We start from the raw sequence: 16,929 nt of genomic DNA on the forward strand, positions 1-16,929 counted from the left end.
CGCACCGCCTATGCGGCGTCCGGCATCAGCCGGCCGTCGCAGGTCCGTGAGGAGGAAAGGCCTTGAAAGACTTGCTGAATCTGTTGAAAAACCAGGGTCAAATCGAAGAGTTCGATGCCATCAAGATTGCATTGGCTTCGCCCGAGATGATCCGTTCCTGGTCCTTTGGTGAAGTCAAGAAGCCAGAGACCATCAACTATCGTACGTTCAAGCCCGAGCGCGACGGCCTGTTCTGCGCCAAGATTTTTGGCCCGGTCAAGGACTATGAGTGCCTGTGCGGTAAGTACAAGCGCCTCAAGCATCGCGGCGTTATCTGTGAGAAGTGCGGCGTTGAAGTTGCGCTGGCCAAGGTGCGCCGTGAGCGTATGGCCCACATTGAGCTGGCTTCGCCCGTTGCACACATCTGGTTCCTGAAGTCGTTGCCGAGCCGTATCGGCTTGCTGCTGGACATGACCCTGCGTGACATCGAGCGCGTGCTTTATTTCGAAAGCTACGTCGTCATCGATCCGGGCATGACCACGCTCGAGAAAGGACAACTGCTCAACGACGAGCAGTATTTCGAAGCATTGGAAGAGTTCGGCGACGATTTCGATGCCCGCATGGGCGCTGAAGCGGTGCGCGAGCTGCTGCACGAAATCGACCTGGAGCACGAGATCGGTCGCCTGCGCGAAGAGATTCCGCAGACCAACTCGGAAACCAAGATCAAGAAGCTGTCCAAGCGTCTTAAGCTGATGGAAGCCTTCTACGGTTCAGGCAACCTTCCTGAGTGGATGGTACTGACCGTTCTGCCTGTACTGCCGCCGGATCTGCGTCCATTGGTTCCGCTCGATGGTGGTCGATTCGCGACTTCGGATCTCAACGATCTGTACCGCCGCGTGATCAACCGTAACAACCGTCTCAAGCGCCTGCTCGATCTGTCCGCACCGGACATCATCGTGCGCAACGAAAAGCGCATGTTGCAGGAAGCGGTCGACGCACTGCTCGACAACGGTCGCCGCGGTCGCGCCATCACTGGCTCGAACAAGCGCCCGCTGAAGTCCCTGGCCGACATGATCAAGGGCAAGCAAGGTCGTTTCCGTCAGAACCTGCTCGGCAAGCGCGTAGACTACTCTGGCCGTTCGGTTATCACCGTTGGCCCGACCCTGCGTCTGCATCAGTGCGGTCTGCCAAAGAAGATGGCGCTCGAGCTGTTCAAGCCGTTCATCTTCGGCAAGCTGGAAATGCGCGGCATGGCGACCACCATCAAGGCCGCCAAGAAGATGGTGGAGCGCGAACTGCCTGAGGTTTGGGACGTACTCGCTGAGGTCATCCGCGAACACCCCGTATTGCTCAACCGCGCACCGACGCTGCACCGTCTGGGTATCCAGGCGTTCGAGCCGGTACTCATCGAAGGCAAAGCGATTCAGCTGCACCCGCTGGTCTGTGCTGCGTACAACGCCGACTTCGACGGCGACCAGATGGCCGTTCACGTGCCGCTGACACTGGAAGCCCAGCTCGAAGCGCGGGCGCTGATGATGTCGACCAACAACATCCTGTCGCCAGCCAACGGTGAGCCGATCATCGTGCCGTCGCAGGACGTGGTCTTGGGTCTTTATTACATGACCCGGGAAGCGATCAACGCGAAGGGTGAAGGTCGCGTATTTGCTGACCTGCAGGAAGTCGACCGTGTGTTCCGCGGTGGCGAAGCGTCTCTGCACGCCCGCGTCAAAGTGCGGATCAACGAGACCATCAAGGATCGCGACGGCAGCATTACCAAGAACACTCGTATCGTCGACACCACCGTTGGCCGCGCGCTGTTGTTCCAGGTGGTTCCGGCCGGCCTGCCGTTCGACGTGGTCAACCAGCCGATGAAGAAGAAGGCGATCTCCAAACTGATCAACCTGTGCTACCGCACCGTTGGTCTGAAGGATACCGTTATCTTCGCCGACCAGCTGATGTACACCGGTTTCGCATACTCGACCATTTCGGGCGTGTCGATCGGTGTGAACGACTTCGTCATCCCGGATGAGAAGGCGCGCATCATCGACGCCGCTACCGAGGAAGTGAAGGAGATCGAGTCGCAGTACGCCTCTGGCCTGGTGACTCAGGGCGAGAAGTACAACAAGGTGATCGACCTCTGGTCCAAGGCCAACGACGAAGTCTCTAAGGCGATGATGGCCAACCTCTCGAAAGAGAAGGTAATCGACCGCGATGGCAACGAAGCCGAACAGGACTCGTTCAACTCGATGTACATGATGGCTGACTCTGGTGCGCGGGGTTCCGCTGCTCAGATCCGTCAGCTGGCCGGTATGCGTGGTTTGATGGCCAAGCCCGACGGTTCGATCATCGAGACGCCGATTACGGCCAACTTCCGTGAAGGTTTGAACGTACTCCAGTACTTCATCTCCACTCACGGTGCTCGTAAGGGCCTGGCGGATACCGCTCTGAAAACCGCGAACTCCGGTTACCTGACCCGTCGTCTGGTTGACGTGGCGCAGGATCTGGTGGTTACCGAGGTCGACTGCGGTACCGAGCAGGGGCTGTTCATGACTCCGCACATCGAGGGCGGCGACGTGGTCGAGCCGCTGGGCGAGCGCGTACTGGGCCGTGTTATTGCGCGTGATGTGCTCAAGCCGGGCAGCGAAGAGGTTTTGGTTCCGGCCGGAACATTGGTTGACGAGCAGTGGGTCGACTTCATCGAGCTCAACAGCATTGACGAAGTTGTGGTTCGCTCGCCGATCAGCTGTGAAACACGCTATGGCATTTGTGCCAAGTGCTATGGCCGCGATCTCGCTCGCGGGCACCAGGTCAACATCGGTGAGGCAGTGGGCGTTATTGCTGCACAATCGATTGGTGAGCCCGGTACTCAGCTGACGATGCGTACGTTCCACATCGGTGGTGCGGCTAGCCGGACTTCTGCGGTCGACAACGTCATGGTCAAGAATGGCGGCACTATCCGCCTGCATAACCTCAAGCATGTAGAGCGTGCTGACGGCGCGCTGGTTGCGGTGTCCCGTTCCGGTGAGCTGGCGGTTGCCGACGACTTCGGTCGTGAGCGCGAGCGTTACAAGCTGCCTTACGGTGCAGTTATCTCGATTAAGGAAGGCGACAAGGTCGACGCAGGCGCTGTGGTGGCCAAGTGGGATCCGCACACCCACCCGATCGTCACCGAGATGAAGGGTGTCGTGACCTTCGTCGGTATGGAAGAGAACATCACCATCAAGCGCCAGACCGATGAACTCACCGGTCTGACCAACATTGAGGTGATGGATCCGAAGGACCGTCCGGCATCGGGTAAGGACATTCGTCCGGCGATCAAGATGGTCGACTCCAATGGCAAGGAATTGCTGCTGCCGGGTACCGACGTACCGGCTCAGTATTTCCTGCCAGCTAATGCCCTGGTGGGTGTGGCTGACGGTGCCGAGATCAATGTGGGTGACGTTATTGCGCGTATCCCGCAGGAAACCTCGAAGACCCGTGACATCACCGGTGGTCTGCCACGCGTCGCCGATCTCTTCGAGGCACGTCGTCCGAAAGAGCCTTCGATCCTGGCTGAAATCAGCGGTACAATCTCCTTCGGCAAGGAAACCAAGGGCAAGCGTCGCTTGGTGATCACGCCGACCGATGGTACCGATCCGTATGAGGAGCTGATTCCGAAGTGGCGTCACCTCAACGTGTTCGAAGGCGAACAGGTGAACAAGGGTGAGGTTATCTCCGACGGTCCGAGCAACCCGCACGACATCCTGCGTCTGCTGGGCGTGAGTGCGCTGGCCAAGTACATCGTCAACGAGATTCAGGACGTTTATCGTCTGCAGGGCGTGAAGATCAACGACAAGCACATCGAGACGATTCTGCGTCAGATGCTGCGCAAGGTTGAAGTGGCGGAATCCGGCGATTCGAGCTTCATCAAGGGCGACCAGATGGAGCTCACTCACGTTCTTGAGGAGAACGAGCGTCTCTCTGCGGACGACAAGTTCGGGTCGAAGTACATCCGCGTGCTGCTGGGTATCACCAAGGCCTCGCTGTCTACTGAGTCGTTCATTTCGGCAGCGTCCTTCCAGGAGACCACTCGCGTCCTCACCGAGGCCGCAGTGACGGGCAAGCGCGATTATCTGCGTGGTTTGAAAGAAAACGTGGTCGTGGGTCGCCTGATCCCGGCCGGTACCGGGCTTCAGTATCACAGCGAGCGTAAGCGCAAGCGTGAAGCTGAAAAGCCGGTTCGCGTGAGTGCCGATGAAGTCGAAGCGGCGCTGACCGAGGCGCTCAATTCGAGCGGTAACTGATTGGTGGTCTGCCCCGGCGTAAGCCGGGGCGCGCCTTGACGGTGGGCAGGAAGCTCTTTAGACTCTTGTACCCCTAATTTGGCGGGGCTTTGCGCCCTGCCATTTTTCGTTTGTGTCGAAAGACAACAGTGGAGCTAGTAGATGGCAACGATCAACCAGCTGGTACGCCAGCCGCGCAAGCGCGTCGTCGAGAAAAGCGACGTCCCTGCGCTGCAGAACTGCCCGCAACGCCGTGGCGTGTGCACTCGTGTGTACACCACCACGCCAAAGAAACCGAACTCTGCACTGCGTAAGGTATGCCGTGTTCGCCTGACTAACGGTTTTGAAGTCGCCTCCTATATCGGCGGTGAAGGCCACAACCTGCAAGAGCATAGTGTCGTGCTGATCCGTGGCGGTCGTGTAAAAGACCTTCCGGGCGTGCGCTATCACACCGTGCGCGGTTCGCTGGATACCTCGGGTGTCAAGGATCGTAAGCAGGGTCGTTCCAAGTACGGCGCCAAGCGTCCGAAGTAATCGTATTTATATTTATCTGAGTCGATAAGAGTAAGGTCGGGCGTAACTTCATCGTTATAGTCCCGGGCTAACCTGAAGACCGTTTGAGGGCTTATCAATGCCAAGACGTCGTGTAGCAGCCAAGCGCGAGATCCTTGACGATCCGAAATACGGAAGTCTGATCCTCGCCAAGTTCATGAACCACGTGATGGAAAGCGGTAAGAAAGCCGTGGCCGAACGTATCGTTTATGGTGCCTTGGAAAAGGTCAAGGAACGCAAGAACAGCGATCCCCTGGAAATCTTCGAAAAAGCACTCGACGCCATCGCTCCGCTGGTCGAAGTGAAGTCCCGCCGCGTAGGTGGTGCGACTTACCAGGTTCCGGTCGAAGTTCGTCCGTCCCGTCGTAACGCGCTGGCCATGCGCTGGCTGGTAGATGCTGCGCGTAAGCGTGGTGAGAAATCCATGGCCCTGCGTTTGGCGGGTGAGCTGTCGGATGCATTTGAAGGTAAAGGCGCTGCTGTGAAGAAGCGTGAAGACGTGCACCGTATGGCTGAAGCCAACAAGGCCTTCTCGCACTACCGCTTCTAATTTTCAGCGTCATCAACTTGCGAGGGCTTTATGGCTCGTACTACCCCGATTAACCGCTACCGTAACATTGGTATCGTTGCTCACGTGGATGCTGGTAAAACCACTACCACCGAGCGCGTCCTCTTTTACACCGGCGTAAACCATAAAATGGGCGAGGTGCACGACGGCGCCGCGACCATGGATTGGATGGTGCAGGAGCAGGAGCGTGGTATTACCATTACCTCCGCTGCCACCACCGCTTTCTGGGCTGGTTCCGAGAAGCAGTTCGATAGGCATCGTTTCAATATTATCGATACTCCCGGTCACGTTGACTTCACCATTGAAGTGGAGCGCTCGCTGCGCGTACTCGATGGTGCGGTCGTAGTGTTCTGCGGTACTTCGGGTGTTGAGCCGCAATCGGAAACCGTATGGCGTCAGGCCAACAAATACGGTGTCCCGCGTCTGGTCTATGTCAACAAGATGGACCGCGCTGGTGCCAACTTCCTGCGTGTGGTTGCGCAGATCAAGCAGCGTCTGGGGCACACGCCTGTGCCTATCCAGCTTGCTATTGGTGCTGAAGATAACTTCCAGGGCCAGATTGATCTGGTCAAGATGAAAGCCATCTACTGGAACGATGACGACAAGGGCATGACCTTCCGTGAGGAAGAGATCCCTGCCGAGCTTCAGGATCTGGCTGAAGAGTGGCGCAGCAACATGGTCGAGGCGGCAGCCGAGGCAACCGAAGAGCTGATGAACAAGTACCTCGAAGGTGAAGAGCTCACTATTGAGGAGATCAAGTCGGCTCTGCGTCAGCGCACTATCGCTGGTGAGATCGTGTTGGCGGTTTGTGGTTCTTCCTTCAAGAACAAGGGCGTGCCCCTGGTTCTCGATGCTGTTATCGATTATCTGCCAGCGCCAGCCGATATTCCGGCGATCAAGGGCACCGATATCGACGATGAAACCATCGAGATGGAGCGCCATGCAGATGATAGCGAGCCGTTTTCTGCGCTTGCGTTCAAGATTGCGACGGATCCCTTTGTCGGTACGCTGACCTTTGCTCGTGTCTATTCCGGTGTCCTGAATTCCGGTGACGGCGTTCTGAACTCGGTGAAGGGCAAGAAAGAGCGTGTCGGTCGTATGGTGCAAATGCATGCGAACAGCCGTGAAGAAATCAAGGAGGTTCGTGCAGGCGACATCGCTGCTCTGATCGGTATGAAGGACGTCACGACTGGTGACACGCTTTGTGCTCTGGACAAGCCGATCATTTTGGTCCGTATGGATTTCCCGGAGCCGGTGATTTCGGTTGCGGTTGAGCCTAAGACCAAGGATGACCAGGAAAAGATGGGTATCGCGCTGGGCAAACTTGCTCAGGAAGACCCTTCATTCCGCGTCAAGACCGACGAAGAGACTGGTCAGACCATCATCTCGGGTATGGGTGAGTTGCACCTCGATATTCTCGTCGACCGTATGCGTCGCGAGTTCAATGTTGAAGCCAACATCGGTAAGCCTCAGGTGTCTTATCGTGAGAAAATCACGAAGTCCTGTGAGATCGAGGGCAAGTTCGTTCGCCAGTCCGGCGGTCGCGGTCAGTTCGGTCATTGCTGGGTGCGTTTTGCGCCTGCAGATGAGGGGCAAGAAGGTCTGCAGTTCGTCAACGAGGTGGTTGGTGGTGTGATTCCGAAGGAATACATCCCGGCCATTCAAAAAGGCATCGAAGAGCAGATGAAGAACGGCGTCGTCGCCGGCTATCCGCTGATCGGCCTGAAGGCGACAGTGTTCGATGGTTCCTACCATGACGTCGACTCCAACGAGATGGCGTTCAAGGTTGCGGCTTCCATGGCGACCAAGCAGCTGTCCCAGAAGGGTGGCGCTGTAGTGCTTGAGCCGATCATGAAAGTCGAGGTGGTAACGCCTGAGGACTACATGGGTGACGTGATGGGTGACCTGAACCGTCGTCGCGGTCTGATCCAGGGTATGGAAGACACGGTCTCCGGTAAGGTTATTCGTGCCGAGGTTCCGCTGGGTGAGATGTTCGGTTATGCAACCGACGTCCGCTCCATGTCTCAGGGTCGCGCCAGCTACTCTATGGAATTCTCAAAATACTCCGAGGCTCCGTCGAACATCGTCGAAGCTATCGTTAAAAAACAAGGTTGATTCAGCCCTTTAAGTAAGAGGTTTACTGTCGTGGCTAAAGAAAAATTTGAACGTAACAAACCGCACCTGAACGTCGGTACCATTGGTCACGTCGACCATGGCAAGACCACGCTCACCGCAGCGCTGACTAAGGTCTGTGCTGAGACTTGGGGTGGCTCTGCGCGTGACTTCTCGCAGATCGACAACGCGCCGGAAGAGAAGGCTCGTGGTATCACCATCAACACCTCCCACGTTGAATATGATTCCTCGATCCGTCACTACGCTCACGTTGACTGCCCTGGCCACGCTGACTATGTGAAGAACATGATCACCGGTGCTGCGCAGATGGACGGCGCGATTCTGGTTTGCTCTGCTGCTGACGGTCCGATGCCGCAGACTCGTGAGCACATCCTGCTGTCCCGTCAGGTTGGCGTTCCGTACATCGTTGTCTTCCTGAACAAGGCTGACATGGTGGACGACGCTGAGCTGCTTGAGCTGGTTGAGATGGAAGTGCGTGACCTGCTGTCGACTTACGACTTCCCGGGCGACGACACTCCGATCATCATTGGCTCTGCGCTGATGGCCCTGAATGGCCAGGACGACAACGAGATGGGCGTGTCGGCCGTGCGTAAGCTGGTCGAGACTCTGGACAGCTACATCCCAGAGCCTGAGCGTGCGATCGACAAGCCGTTCCTGATGCCAATCGAGGACGTGTTCTCGATCTCTGGTCGCGGTACTGTTGTGACTGGTCGTGTTGAGCGCGGCATCGTCAAGGTTCAGGAAGAGATCGAGATCGTTGGTATTCGTGCCACGACCAAGACTACCTGCACCGGCGTCGAAATGTTCCGTAAGCTGCTCGACGAAGGTCGTGCGGGTGAGAACGTCGGCGTCCTGCTGCGCGGCACCAAGCGTGATGACGTTGAGCGTGGTCAGGTTCTGGCCAAGCCGGGCACCATCAAGCCGCACACCAAGTTCGAAGGCGAAGTCTACGTACTGAGCAAGGAAGAAGGCGGTCGTCACACTCCGTTCTTCAAGGGCTACCGCCCTCAGTTCTACTTCCGTACGACTGACGTGACCGGTAACTGCGAGCTGCCCGAAGGCGTTGAGATGGTAATGCCGGGCGACAACATCAAGATGGTTGTCACCCTGATCGCTCCGATCGCCATGGAAGATGGTCTGCGCTTCGCGATTCGCGAAGGTGGCCGTACCGTTGGTGCCGGCGTGGTTGCCAAGATCATCGAATAACCGTTCGGTGTCGAAAAGGGCCCTTCGGGGCCCTTTTTCTATTGCTGATCATTTATTGACACCCTCTGGACGCATCCGTACAATTGCGCCTCCTTTTACCGGGCGTATTGCGTTTGGTAGGGATGGCTAATTGGAGTCTGAGGTCAAAATGCAAAACCAACAAATCCGTATTCGGTTGAAGGCTTTTGACCATCGCCTGATCGATCAATCAACCCAGGAAATCGTGGAAACCGCGAAACGTACTGGTGCTCAGGTGCGTGGTCCGATTCCACTGCCGACTCGCAAAGAGCGGTTCACTGTTCTGGTTTCTCCGCACGTCAACAAAGATGCGCGCGACCAGTATGAGATCCGTACTCATAAGCGTGTGCTGGATATTGTCCAGCCGACCGACAAGACTGTCGATGCGCTGATGAAGCTTGATCTTGCGGCTGGCGTGGAAGTGCAGATCAGCCTCGGCTAAAACCTGGAGTTTTAGTCGTGTAACGCTCTGAAATGGGCGGCCATAGCGGGTGAAAGCCCCGTACACTCAAGAGGTTACAACATGACTATTGGTGTAGTCGGTCGTAAATGCGGAATGACCCGCGTTTTCACCGAAGATGGTGTCTCTATTCCGGTTACGGTCATTGAGATCGAGCCGAATCGCGTCACTCAGTTCAAGAATGAAGAAAGCGATGGCTATCGCGCCGTGCAGGTTACTGTCGGCGAGCGTCGTGCGTCCCGTGTCACCAAGGCTCAGGCCGGTCATTTCGCTAAAGCGAATGTAGCTGCTGGTCGTGGTGTCTGGGAGTTCCGCCTCGATGGCGAGGAATTCCAGGTTGGCGACCAGATCAAGGCTGAGATCTTTCAGGCTGGGCAGATGGTGGATGTCACCGGTCAGTCCAAGGGTAAAGGCTTTGCCGGTACCATTAAGCGCTGGAATTTCCGTGGTCAGGACAATACTCACGGTAACTCCGTATCCCACCGCGTCCCGGGTTCGATTGGCCAATGCCAGACACCAGGCCGTGTTTTCAAGGGCAAGAAGATGTCCGGGCACATGGGCGCCGAGCGCGTAACCGTGCAGTCCCTGGAAATCGTGCGTGTCGATGCCGAGCGTAATCTCCTGTTGGTCAAGGGTGCAGTGCCCGGCGCCACTGGTGGTGACGTAGTCGTGCGTCCGGCTGCCAAGGCTCGCGGGTAAGGGGGAGTTCACATGCAATTGAATGTTAATGGCGCACAGGCCATCGAAGTCTCCGAGCAAACCTTTGGTGGTGAGTTCAACGAGACGCTGGTGCACCAGGCAGTCGTCGCCTACATGGCTGGCGGTCGTCAGGGTAGCAAGCAGCAGAAGACTCGCTCCGACGTCTCCGGTGGCGGTAAGCGCCCCTGGCGCCAGAAGGGCACTGGCCGCGCGCGTGCTGGTACCTCACGTGGTCCGATCTGGCGTGGCGGTGGCGTAACTTTCGCTGCTCGTCCGCAGAATCATGAGCAGAAGCTCAACAAGAAGATGTACCGCGCCGCTATGCGCTCCATCCTCTCCGAGTTGGTTCGTTCTGAGCGTTTGGTCGTCGTGGAAGACTTCGCTGTCGACAGCCCCAAGACCAAGCTGCTTGCTAACAAGCTGACTGGTATGGGTCTCAACGACGTCTTGATCGTTTCCGATGCTGTTGATCAGAACCTTTATCTGGCAGCTCGCAATCTGCCGCACGTCGATGTTCGCGATGTGCAGGGTTCCGATCCTGTCAGCCTGATCGCCTATGACAAGGTGTTGATCACCGTGTCGGCTGTGAAGAAATTCGAGGAGCTGCTGGGATGAACCAGGAACGCGTATTCAAAGTCCTGCTTGGTCCGCACGTCTCCGAGAAGGCAACCATGCTGGCTGACAGCAAGAGCCAGTTCGTTTTCAAGGTTGCTACTGATGCAACCAAGCTGGAAATCAAGAAGGCCGTCGAAAGCCTGTTCAACGTGAAAGTTGCCAAGGTCAGCACTCTGAATGTTCAGGGCAAGACCAAGCGCACCGCTCGCGGTCTGGGCAAGCGCAACGACTGGAAGAAGGCGTACATCGCGCTTCAGCCGGGCCAGGATCTCGATTTCTCCGGCAACGCTGAGTAAGGAAGGGGTGCATCATGGCAATCGTTAAATGCAAACCGACTTCCGCGGGCCGCCGTTTCGTGGTCAAGGTGGTCAATCAGGAGCTGCATAAAGGCGCTCCTTATGCTCCGCTGCTCGAGAAGAAGTCGAAGTCTGGCGGTCGTAACAATAACGGTCGCATCACCACGCGTCACATCGGTGGTGGTCACAAGCAGCATTACCGTCTGGTCGATTTTCGTCGCAACAAGGATGGCATCCCTGCCGTCGTTGAGCGCGTTGAATACGATCCGAACCGTACTGCGCACATTGCGCTGTTGAAGTATGCAGACGGCGAGCGTCGTTACATCATTGCACCCAAGGGTGTAACTGCTGGCGATCAGCTGCTCTCTGGCGTCAATGCGCCAATCAAGGCTGGTAACAGCCTGCCGCTGCGTAATATTCCGCTTGGTTCTACCGTTCACGGTGTTGAACTCAAGCCGGGCAAGGGTGCACAGATCGCTCGTTCTGCTGGTGCTTCAGCTCAGTTGGTCGCGCGTGAAGGCGCTTATGTAACCCTGCGTCTTCGCTCCGGCGAGATGCGTAAAGTGCTGGCTGAGTGCCGTGCGACTCTGGGCGAGGTCTCGAATTCCGAGCACAGCCTGCGTTCGCTTGGTAAAGCTGGTGCCAAGCGCTGGCGTGGCGTTCGCCCAACCGTGCGCGGTGTGGCAATGAACCCGGTCGATCACCCCCACGGTGGTGGTGAGGGTCGTACCTCCGGTGGTCGTCATCCGGTGTCGCCATGGGGCTTCCCGACCAAGGGCGCGAAGACTCGCTCTAACAAGCGCACCGATAACATGATCGTCCGTCGTCGCAAGTAACTAGAGGGATACGACAGTGCCGCGTTCTCTGAAAAAAGGTCCTTTTATCGATCTTCACCTATTGAAGAAGGTCGAAGTGGCGATGGAAAAGAATGATCGCAAGCCGGTTAAAACCTGGTCGCGTCGTTCGATGATCCTGCCGCAAATGGTCGGTCTGACCATCGCTGTGCATAACGGCCGTCAACATGTCCCCGTTCTCGTGAGCGAAGATATGGTCGGTCACAAACTCGGCGAGTTCGCTGGTACCCGCACCTATCGCGGGCACGTAGCGGACAAGAAAGGCAAGCGCTAAGGGGTAAGGAAAGATGGAAGTAGCCGCTAAGTTGTCGGGCGCTCGCATCTCCGCCCAGAAAGCCCGCCTGGTCGCCGACCAGATCCGCGGGAAGAAGGTGGGTGAAGCGCTCAACCTGCTGGCTTTCAGCAGTAAGAAAGCCGCCGAGATCATGAAGAAAGTGCTGGAGTCGGCCGTGGCCAACGCCGAGCACAACGAAGGCGCAGACGTGGATGACCTCAAGGTTTCCACCGTTTTCGTCAACGAGGGGCGTTCGCTTAAGCGCATCATGCCGCGTGCCAAAGGCCGCGCTGATCGCATCGTCAAGCGGTCTTGCCATATCACTGTCAAGGTTGCGGACAAGTAACGGAGTCGATCAGATGGGTCAGAAAGTACATCCCACTGGCATACGCCTGGGAATCGTCAAGGAGCACACTTCCGTCTGGTACGCAGACGGTCGTACGTACGCCGATTATCTGCTTGCAGATCTGAACGTGCGTGCGTACCTCCAAGACAAATTAAAAAGCGCGTCCGTAAGCCGTATCGATATCCATCGTCCGGCTCAAACCGCACGCATCACCATCCACACCGCTCGTCCCGGCATCGTGATCGGCAAGAAAGGTGAAGATGTTGAGAAGCTGCGTCAGGACCTGACCAAAAGAATGGGTGTGCCTGTGCACATCAACATCGAAGAAATCCGCAAGCCGGAACTCGATGCAATGCTGGTAGCACAGAACGTCGCTCAGCAGCTGGAACGTCGCGTAATGTTCCGTCGCGCTATGAAGCGCGCGGTACAGAACGCCATGCGTATTGGTGCCAAGGGCATCAAGATCCAGGTGAGCGGTCGTCTGGGTGGGGCTGAAATCGCCCGTACTGAATGGTATCGGGAAGGTCGTGTGCCGTTGCACACCCTGCGTGCCGATATCGACTACAACACCTACGAAGCGCACACCACCTACGGTGTGATCGGCGTCAAGGTCTGGATCTTCAAAGGCGAAGTAATTGGTGGTCGCCACGAAGAGCTCAAACCGCAAGCGCCAGCGCCTCGTAAAAAAGCTACCAAGTAAGGAGTACGCCAAATGTTGCAACCTAAGCGTACAAAATTCCGCAAGCAGATGACCGGCCACAACCGTGGGTTGGCTCAGCGCGGTAGCAAAGTCAGCTTCGGCGAGTTCGCTCTCAAGTCTGTCGCTCGTGGTCGTTTGACTGCGCGCCAGATCGAGTCCGCACGTCGTGCGTTGACTCGCCACGTCAAGCGTGGCGGCAAGATCTGGATCCGCGTTTTCCCCGATAAGCCTATTTCCAAAAAGCCGCTTGAAGTGCGGATGGGTAAAGGTAAGGGCAACGTCGAGTACTGGGTAGCCCAGATTCAGCCGGGCAAGGTGCTCTACGAGATCGAGGGTGTTTCCGAAGAGCTGGCGCGTGAGGCATTCGCCCTGGCTGCTGCAAAGCTGCCGCTCGCCACCTCCTTTGTTAAGCGGACGGTGATGTGATGAAAGCGAATGAGCTTCGTGAAAAATCCGCTCAGCAGCTGAACGAGCAACTGCTCGAGTTGCTGCGCGACCAGTTCAATCTGCGTATGCAGAAAGCAACTGGCCAGTTGGGGCAGTCTCACCTGCTCTCGCAAGTCAAGCGCGACATCGCTCGTGTCAAGACTGTGCTCAACCAGCAGGCAGGTAAGTGATCATGGCTGAAGTTGAAAAAACTGTCCGCACGCTGACTGGCCGCGTCGTCAGCGACAAGATGGACAAAAGCATCACCGTTCTGATCGAGCGTCGCGTCAAGCACCCGATCTACGGTAAATACGTGAAGCGTTCGACCAAACTGCACGCCCACGACGAAACCAACCAGTGCCGTATTGGCGACAAGGTCACTATCCGCGAGACTCGTCCGCTGGCGAAGACCAAGTGCTGGATGTTGGTTGATGTCGTTGAACGTGCCGTCGAAGTCTAAGGGCTAGGGGTCGGAGAAATTATATGATTCAGACTCAATCAATGCTCGATGTGGCGGATAACAGTGGCGCTCGTCGCGTCATGTGTATCAAGGTGCTCGGTGGTTCGCACCGCCGTTACGCCGGCATCGGCGACATCATCAAGGTTACCGTCAAGGAAGCGATTCCTCGTGGCAAGGTCAAGAAAGGCCAGGTAATGACCGCTGTTGTGGTCCGTACCCGTCACGGTGTTCGTCGTCCAGACGGCTCCATCATTCGCTTCGATGGCAATGCTGCTGTTCTGCTGAACAACAAGCAGGAGCCTATTGGCACCCGTATTTTCGGGCCGGTGACGCGTGAGCTTCGTTCTGAGAAGTTCATGAAGATCGTCTCGCTCGCGCCTGAAGTGCTGTAAGGAGAAGCCGCATGCAAAAGATTCGTCGCAACGACGAGATCATCGTCATCGCCGGCAAAGACAAGGGCAAGCGCGGTAAGGTGCTCCGGGTTCTCGCTGACGACCGTCTGGTTGTCGGTGGCATCAACTTGGTGAAGCGCCATACCAAGCCGAACCCGATGTCGGGCGTTCAGGGCGGTATCGTCGAGAAGGAGGCGCCACTGCACGCCTCTAACGTCGCTATTTTCAATGGCGAAACCAACAAGGCTGACCGCGTTGGGTTCAAGGTTGAAGACGGCAAGAAAATTCGTGTCTTCAAGTCGACCCAAAAGCCGGTTGAAGCTTGAGACTGCTAGGTAGATAACCATGGCACGACTAAAAGAAGTTTATCGGAAGCAAATCGCTCCCAAGCTGAAAGAAGAGCTTCAGCTTGGTAACGTGATGGAAGTTCCGCGCATTACCAAGATCACCCTCAACATGGGTATTGGCGAGGCCATCGGTGATAAGAAAATCATCGATAACGCGGTTGCCGATCTTGAGAAAATCACCGGCCAGAAGGTCGTCGTGACTCACGCTCGCAAGTCTATCGCTGGCTTCAAGGTCCGTGAAGGCTGGCCGATCGGTGTCAAGGTGACGTTGCGCAGTGATCGTATGTACGAGTTCCTGGATCGCCTGTTGTCGATCTCCCTGCCTCGGGTTCGCGACTTCCGCGGCCTGAATGCCAAGTCGTTCGACGGCCGCGGCAACTACAGCATGGGCGTGAAAGAGCAGATCATTTTCCCGGAAATCGATTACGACAAAATCGATGCCCTGCGTGGTCTGGACATCACTCTGACTACTACTGCTCGGACGGATGAAGAGGGGCGCGCGCTGTTGCGTGCATTCAACTTCCCGTTCCGTAACTGATTGGAGTAGGCACATGGCTAAGCAAAGCATGAAGAACCGCGAGCTGAAGCGTCAGCAAACGGTTGCTAAGTACGCCCAGAAGCGTGCCGCGCTGAAAGCAACCATCGCCAATCCGGAGTCCACTCCGGAAGCGCGCTGGGAAGCTCAGGTGGCTCTGCAGAAGCAGCCTCGTGATGCAAGCGCTTCGCGCCTGCGTAACCGCTGCCGTTTGACCGGTCGTCCGCACGGTGTTTATCGCAAGTTCGGTCTTGCGCGTAACATGCTGCGTCAGGCCGCTATGCGTGGCGACGTACCAGGTCTGGTCAAAGCCAGCTGGTAAGAATGGTAGCCCGGCGTTGCTGTCGGGCTGGCTGTTCCAAAATCAAGCCCCTATGGGGCTTGATTCGTTTCTGGACTATCTCTAGAATGTCCGGCTCGCCCGAGCCACGCCTTTGGTGTTCGCTCTTCTAGCAGGCGACACGAGCCTTCGCGGGCTTATTTTTTTGTATTAGGAGCCAAGAGCCCATGAGTATGCAGGACCCGTTAGCGGACATGCTAACTCGTATCCGTAATGCCCAGATGGCTGAAAAGTCCGTCGTAAGCATGCCGTCTTCCACTCTGAAGGTGGCAGTAGCCAACGTTCTTCAGGGTGAAGGCTATATCGCAGGATACAACGTCAGCAGCGACGCCAAGCCGCAGCTGTCTATCGAGCTTAAGTATTTCGAGGGCCGTCCGGTCATCGAGGAGCTGAAGCGCGTAAGCCGTCCTGGCCTTCGCCAGTACAAATCCGTTGATCAGTTGCCGAAGGTTCGCGGCGGTCTGGGCGTTTCGATCGTGTCCACCAACAAAGGTGTGATGACTGATCGGGCTGCTCGCGCTGCTGGCGTTGGCGGCGAAGTGCTCTGCACAGTGTTCTAAGGGGGGATAAGCATGTCTCGCGTTGCTAAGAACCCCGTAAAGCTGCCCGCTGGTGTTGAATTCAACATGTCCGGCCAGCAGCTTTCGGTTAAGGGTGCCAAGGGCGCTCTGGAACTGAATGTGCACTCGTCAGTGGAAGTGATTCACGAGGCTGGTGAGCTGCGTTTTGCTGCTCGCAATGGCGATCAGCAGAATCGCGCCATGGCCGGTACCACCCGTGCGCTGGTTAACAATATGGTAATTGGTGTCAGCCAAGGCTTCGAGCGCAAGCTTCAGCTGGTTGGCGTTGGTTACAAGGCGCAAGCCAAAGGTCAAGTGCTGTCCCTGGCTCTCGGCTTCTCGCATCCGGTGGAATATGAACTGCCGCAAGGCGTTACCGCTGAGACCCCCAGTCAGACCGATATCCTGATCAAGGGTGTCGATAAGCAACTGGTTGGTCAGGTGGCTGCTGAAATCCGCGATTTCCGTCGTCCTGAGCCTTACAAAGGCAAAGGCGTGCGTTACTCGGACGAAGTGGTCCGTCGTAAAGAAGCTAAGAAGAAGTAGGGCATAGCAAATGAGCGTAAAGAAAGTTACTCGTCTGCGTCGCGCTCGCAAGGCACGCCTGAAGATGCGCGAGCTGGAAACCGTACGCCTTTGTGTGTACCGCTCTTCCCAGCACATCTACGCCCAGGTCCTTTCGGCCGACGGCGGCAAGGTCCTGGCCAGCGCCTCGACTCTGGACAAAGAACTGCGCGGCGGAGCCACTGGCAACGTCGACGCTGCCAAGAAAGTTGGTCAGCTGGTCGCTGAGCGTGCTAAGGCCGCAGGTGTCACCCAGGTGGCGTTCGACCGTTCTGGCTTCAAGTACCACGGTCGTGTCAAGGCACTGGCTGATGCTGCTCGTGAAGGCGGGCTGGAGTTCTAA

Annotated in this window: 23 protein-coding genes and 1 other annotated feature; all 23 genes read left to right on the forward strand. The window is 56.8% G+C overall.

Going from position 1 to position 16,929, the window contains the following annotated elements:
• Positions 1-62 precede the first annotated feature (62 nt).
• The 23 genes from rpoC to C1896_03255 all read left to right on the forward strand — a co-directional run bounded on the left by rpoC (position 63) and on the right by C1896_03255 (position 16,929).
• Positions 63-4,262, forward strand: coding sequence for a DNA-directed RNA polymerase subunit beta' (rpoC, locus tag C1896_03145; protein AZZ43992.1), 4,200 nt, complete (start codon positions 63-65; stop codon positions 4,260-4,262).
• Between the two features lie 141 nt (positions 4,263-4,403).
• Positions 4,404-4,775: a 30S ribosomal protein S12 gene (locus C1896_03150; GenBank protein ID AZZ43993.1), complete on the forward strand. Its 372-nt coding sequence runs from the start codon at positions 4,404-4,406 to the stop codon at positions 4,773-4,775.
• A 97-nt stretch (positions 4,776-4,872) separates the two neighbouring features.
• Positions 4,873-5,343 (forward strand): 30S ribosomal protein S7, encoded by a 471-nt coding sequence (locus C1896_03155; GenBank protein ID AZZ43994.1) that lies wholly within the window; start codon positions 4,873-4,875, stop codon positions 5,341-5,343.
• 30 nt (positions 5,344-5,373) lie between these two features.
• Positions 5,374-7,476, forward strand: coding sequence for an elongation factor G (fusA, locus tag C1896_03160; GenBank protein ID AZZ43995.1), 2,103 nt, complete (start codon positions 5,374-5,376; stop codon positions 7,474-7,476).
• 30 nt (positions 7,477-7,506) lie between these two features.
• Entirely contained in the window at positions 7,507-8,700 is a 1,194-nt protein-coding gene (tuf, locus tag C1896_03165; GenBank protein ID AZZ43996.1) for an elongation factor Tu, read from the forward strand.
• A 148-nt stretch (positions 8,701-8,848) separates the two neighbouring features.
• Positions 8,849-9,160, forward strand: coding sequence for a 30S ribosomal protein S10 (locus C1896_03170; GenBank protein AZZ43997.1), 312 nt, complete (start codon positions 8,849-8,851; stop codon positions 9,158-9,160).
• An 8-nt stretch (positions 9,161-9,168) separates the two neighbouring features.
• Positions 9,169-9,226: a sequence feature (possible 23S ribosomal RNA but 16S or 23S rRNA prediction is too short), on the forward strand.
• A gap of 15 nt (positions 9,227-9,241) precedes the next feature.
• Entirely contained in the window at positions 9,242-9,877 is a 636-nt protein-coding gene (locus C1896_03175) for a 50S ribosomal protein L3 (GenBank protein ID AZZ43998.1), read from the forward strand.
• A gap of 12 nt (positions 9,878-9,889) precedes the next feature.
• A complete protein-coding gene (locus C1896_03180) occupies positions 9,890-10,492 on the forward strand; it encodes a 50S ribosomal protein L4 (protein AZZ43999.1) in 603 nt (200 codons plus the stop codon).
• Positions 10,489-10,788: a 50S ribosomal protein L23 gene (locus tag C1896_03185; GenBank protein AZZ44000.1), complete on the forward strand. Its 300-nt coding sequence runs from the start codon at positions 10,489-10,491 to the stop codon at positions 10,786-10,788. Before C1896_03180 ends, C1896_03185 begins: the two co-directional genes overlap by 4 nt.
• A gap of 14 nt (positions 10,789-10,802) precedes the next feature.
• Positions 10,803-11,624: a 50S ribosomal protein L2 gene (locus C1896_03190; GenBank protein ID AZZ44001.1), complete on the forward strand. Its 822-nt coding sequence runs from the start codon at positions 10,803-10,805 to the stop codon at positions 11,622-11,624.
• A 16-nt stretch (positions 11,625-11,640) separates the two neighbouring features.
• Positions 11,641-11,916, forward strand: a complete 276-nt coding sequence (locus C1896_03195; GenBank protein ID AZZ44002.1) for a 30S ribosomal protein S19 — start codon at positions 11,641-11,643, stop codon at positions 11,914-11,916.
• Between the two features lie 13 nt (positions 11,917-11,929).
• Complete coding sequence (locus C1896_03200; GenBank protein AZZ44003.1) at positions 11,930-12,262, forward strand: 50S ribosomal protein L22; 333 nt, start codon at positions 11,930-11,932, stop codon at positions 12,260-12,262.
• Positions 12,263-12,275: 13 nt separating this feature from the next.
• Positions 12,276-12,962: a 30S ribosomal protein S3 gene (locus C1896_03205; GenBank protein ID AZZ44004.1), complete on the forward strand. Its 687-nt coding sequence runs from the start codon at positions 12,276-12,278 to the stop codon at positions 12,960-12,962.
• A 12-nt stretch (positions 12,963-12,974) separates the two neighbouring features.
• Positions 12,975-13,388 (forward strand): 50S ribosomal protein L16, encoded by a 414-nt coding sequence (locus C1896_03210; GenBank protein AZZ44005.1) that lies wholly within the window; start codon positions 12,975-12,977, stop codon positions 13,386-13,388.
• On the forward strand, positions 13,388-13,579 hold the full coding sequence (locus tag C1896_03215) for a 50S ribosomal protein L29 (protein ID AZZ44006.1): 192 nt from the start codon (positions 13,388-13,390) through the stop codon (positions 13,577-13,579). The genes C1896_03210 and C1896_03215 overlap by 1 nt, the downstream gene beginning before the upstream one ends.
• Before the next feature lie 2 nt (positions 13,580-13,581).
• Positions 13,582-13,848: a 30S ribosomal protein S17 gene (locus C1896_03220; protein AZZ44007.1), complete on the forward strand. Its 267-nt coding sequence runs from the start codon at positions 13,582-13,584 to the stop codon at positions 13,846-13,848.
• 23 nt (positions 13,849-13,871) lie between these two features.
• Positions 13,872-14,240, forward strand: a complete 369-nt coding sequence (locus C1896_03225) for a 50S ribosomal protein L14 (GenBank protein ID AZZ44008.1) — start codon at positions 13,872-13,874, stop codon at positions 14,238-14,240.
• Positions 14,241-14,251: 11 nt separating this feature from the next.
• The gene (locus C1896_03230; GenBank protein AZZ44009.1) at positions 14,252-14,566 is read left to right on the forward strand and encodes a 50S ribosomal protein L24; all 315 of its coding nucleotides are present in this window, start codon (positions 14,252-14,254) and stop codon (positions 14,564-14,566) included.
• A gap of 19 nt (positions 14,567-14,585) precedes the next feature.
• Entirely contained in the window at positions 14,586-15,125 is a 540-nt protein-coding gene (locus C1896_03235; protein ID AZZ44010.1) for a 50S ribosomal protein L5, read from the forward strand.
• A 13-nt stretch (positions 15,126-15,138) separates the two neighbouring features.
• Positions 15,139-15,444 (forward strand): 30S ribosomal protein S14, encoded by a 306-nt coding sequence (locus tag C1896_03240; GenBank protein AZZ44011.1) that lies wholly within the window; start codon positions 15,139-15,141, stop codon positions 15,442-15,444.
• Between the two features lie 185 nt (positions 15,445-15,629).
• Positions 15,630-16,022, forward strand: coding sequence for a 30S ribosomal protein S8 (locus C1896_03245; GenBank protein ID AZZ44012.1), 393 nt, complete (start codon positions 15,630-15,632; stop codon positions 16,020-16,022).
• Positions 16,023-16,034: 12 nt separating this feature from the next.
• Positions 16,035-16,568 (forward strand): 50S ribosomal protein L6, encoded by a 534-nt coding sequence (locus tag C1896_03250; protein ID AZZ44013.1) that lies wholly within the window; start codon positions 16,035-16,037, stop codon positions 16,566-16,568.
• A 10-nt stretch (positions 16,569-16,578) separates the two neighbouring features.
• Positions 16,579-16,929, forward strand: a complete 351-nt coding sequence (locus C1896_03255) for a 50S ribosomal protein L18 (protein AZZ44014.1) — start codon at positions 16,579-16,581, stop codon at positions 16,927-16,929.

Source organism: Pseudomonadaceae bacterium SI-3 (genome assembly GCA_004010935.1).
GTDB lineage: Bacteria > Pseudomonadota > Gammaproteobacteria > Pseudomonadales > Pseudomonadaceae > Stutzerimonas.

What these genes read in the sequence shown, in the direction of transcription:
- fusA (AZZ43995.1), top strand. Translation starts at nt 5,374, where the DNA reads ATGGCTCGTACTACCCCGATTAACCGCTACCGTAACATTGGTATCGTT.
- C1896_03245 (AZZ44012.1), top strand. Translation starts at nt 15,630, where the DNA reads ATGAGTATGCAGGACCCGTTAGCGGACATGCTAACTCGTATCCGTAAT.
- C1896_03230 (AZZ44009.1), top strand. Translation starts at nt 14,252, where the DNA reads ATGCAAAAGATTCGTCGCAACGACGAGATCATCGTCATCGCCGGCAAA.
- C1896_03205 (AZZ44004.1), top strand. Translation starts at nt 12,276, where the DNA reads ATGGGTCAGAAAGTACATCCCACTGGCATACGCCTGGGAATCGTCAAG.
- C1896_03210 (AZZ44005.1), top strand. Translation starts at nt 12,975, where the DNA reads ATGTTGCAACCTAAGCGTACAAAATTCCGCAAGCAGATGACCGGCCAC.
- C1896_03235 (AZZ44010.1), top strand. Translation starts at nt 14,586, where the DNA reads ATGGCACGACTAAAAGAAGTTTATCGGAAGCAAATCGCTCCCAAGCTG.
- C1896_03175 (AZZ43998.1), top strand. Translation starts at nt 9,242, where the DNA reads ATGACTATTGGTGTAGTCGGTCGTAAATGCGGAATGACCCGCGTTTTC.
- C1896_03215 (AZZ44006.1), top strand. Translation starts at nt 13,388, where the DNA reads ATGAAAGCGAATGAGCTTCGTGAAAAATCCGCTCAGCAGCTGAACGAG.
- C1896_03220 (AZZ44007.1), top strand. Translation starts at nt 13,582, where the DNA reads ATGGCTGAAGTTGAAAAAACTGTCCGCACGCTGACTGGCCGCGTCGTC.
- C1896_03225 (AZZ44008.1), top strand. Translation starts at nt 13,872, where the DNA reads ATGATTCAGACTCAATCAATGCTCGATGTGGCGGATAACAGTGGCGCT.
- C1896_03180 (AZZ43999.1), top strand. Translation starts at nt 9,890, where the DNA reads ATGCAATTGAATGTTAATGGCGCACAGGCCATCGAAGTCTCCGAGCAA.
- C1896_03185 (AZZ44000.1), top strand. Translation starts at nt 10,489, where the DNA reads ATGAACCAGGAACGCGTATTCAAAGTCCTGCTTGGTCCGCACGTCTCC.
- C1896_03150 (AZZ43993.1), top strand. Translation starts at nt 4,404, where the DNA reads ATGGCAACGATCAACCAGCTGGTACGCCAGCCGCGCAAGCGCGTCGTC.
- C1896_03170 (AZZ43997.1), top strand. Translation starts at nt 8,849, where the DNA reads ATGCAAAACCAACAAATCCGTATTCGGTTGAAGGCTTTTGACCATCGC.
- C1896_03255 (AZZ44014.1), top strand. Translation starts at nt 16,579, where the DNA reads ATGAGCGTAAAGAAAGTTACTCGTCTGCGTCGCGCTCGCAAGGCACGC.
- C1896_03155 (AZZ43994.1), top strand. Translation starts at nt 4,873, where the DNA reads ATGCCAAGACGTCGTGTAGCAGCCAAGCGCGAGATCCTTGACGATCCG.
- C1896_03250 (AZZ44013.1), top strand. Translation starts at nt 16,035, where the DNA reads ATGTCTCGCGTTGCTAAGAACCCCGTAAAGCTGCCCGCTGGTGTTGAA.
- C1896_03190 (AZZ44001.1), top strand. Translation starts at nt 10,803, where the DNA reads ATGGCAATCGTTAAATGCAAACCGACTTCCGCGGGCCGCCGTTTCGTG.
- C1896_03240 (AZZ44011.1), top strand. Translation starts at nt 15,139, where the DNA reads ATGGCTAAGCAAAGCATGAAGAACCGCGAGCTGAAGCGTCAGCAAACG.
- C1896_03200 (AZZ44003.1), top strand. Translation starts at nt 11,930, where the DNA reads ATGGAAGTAGCCGCTAAGTTGTCGGGCGCTCGCATCTCCGCCCAGAAA.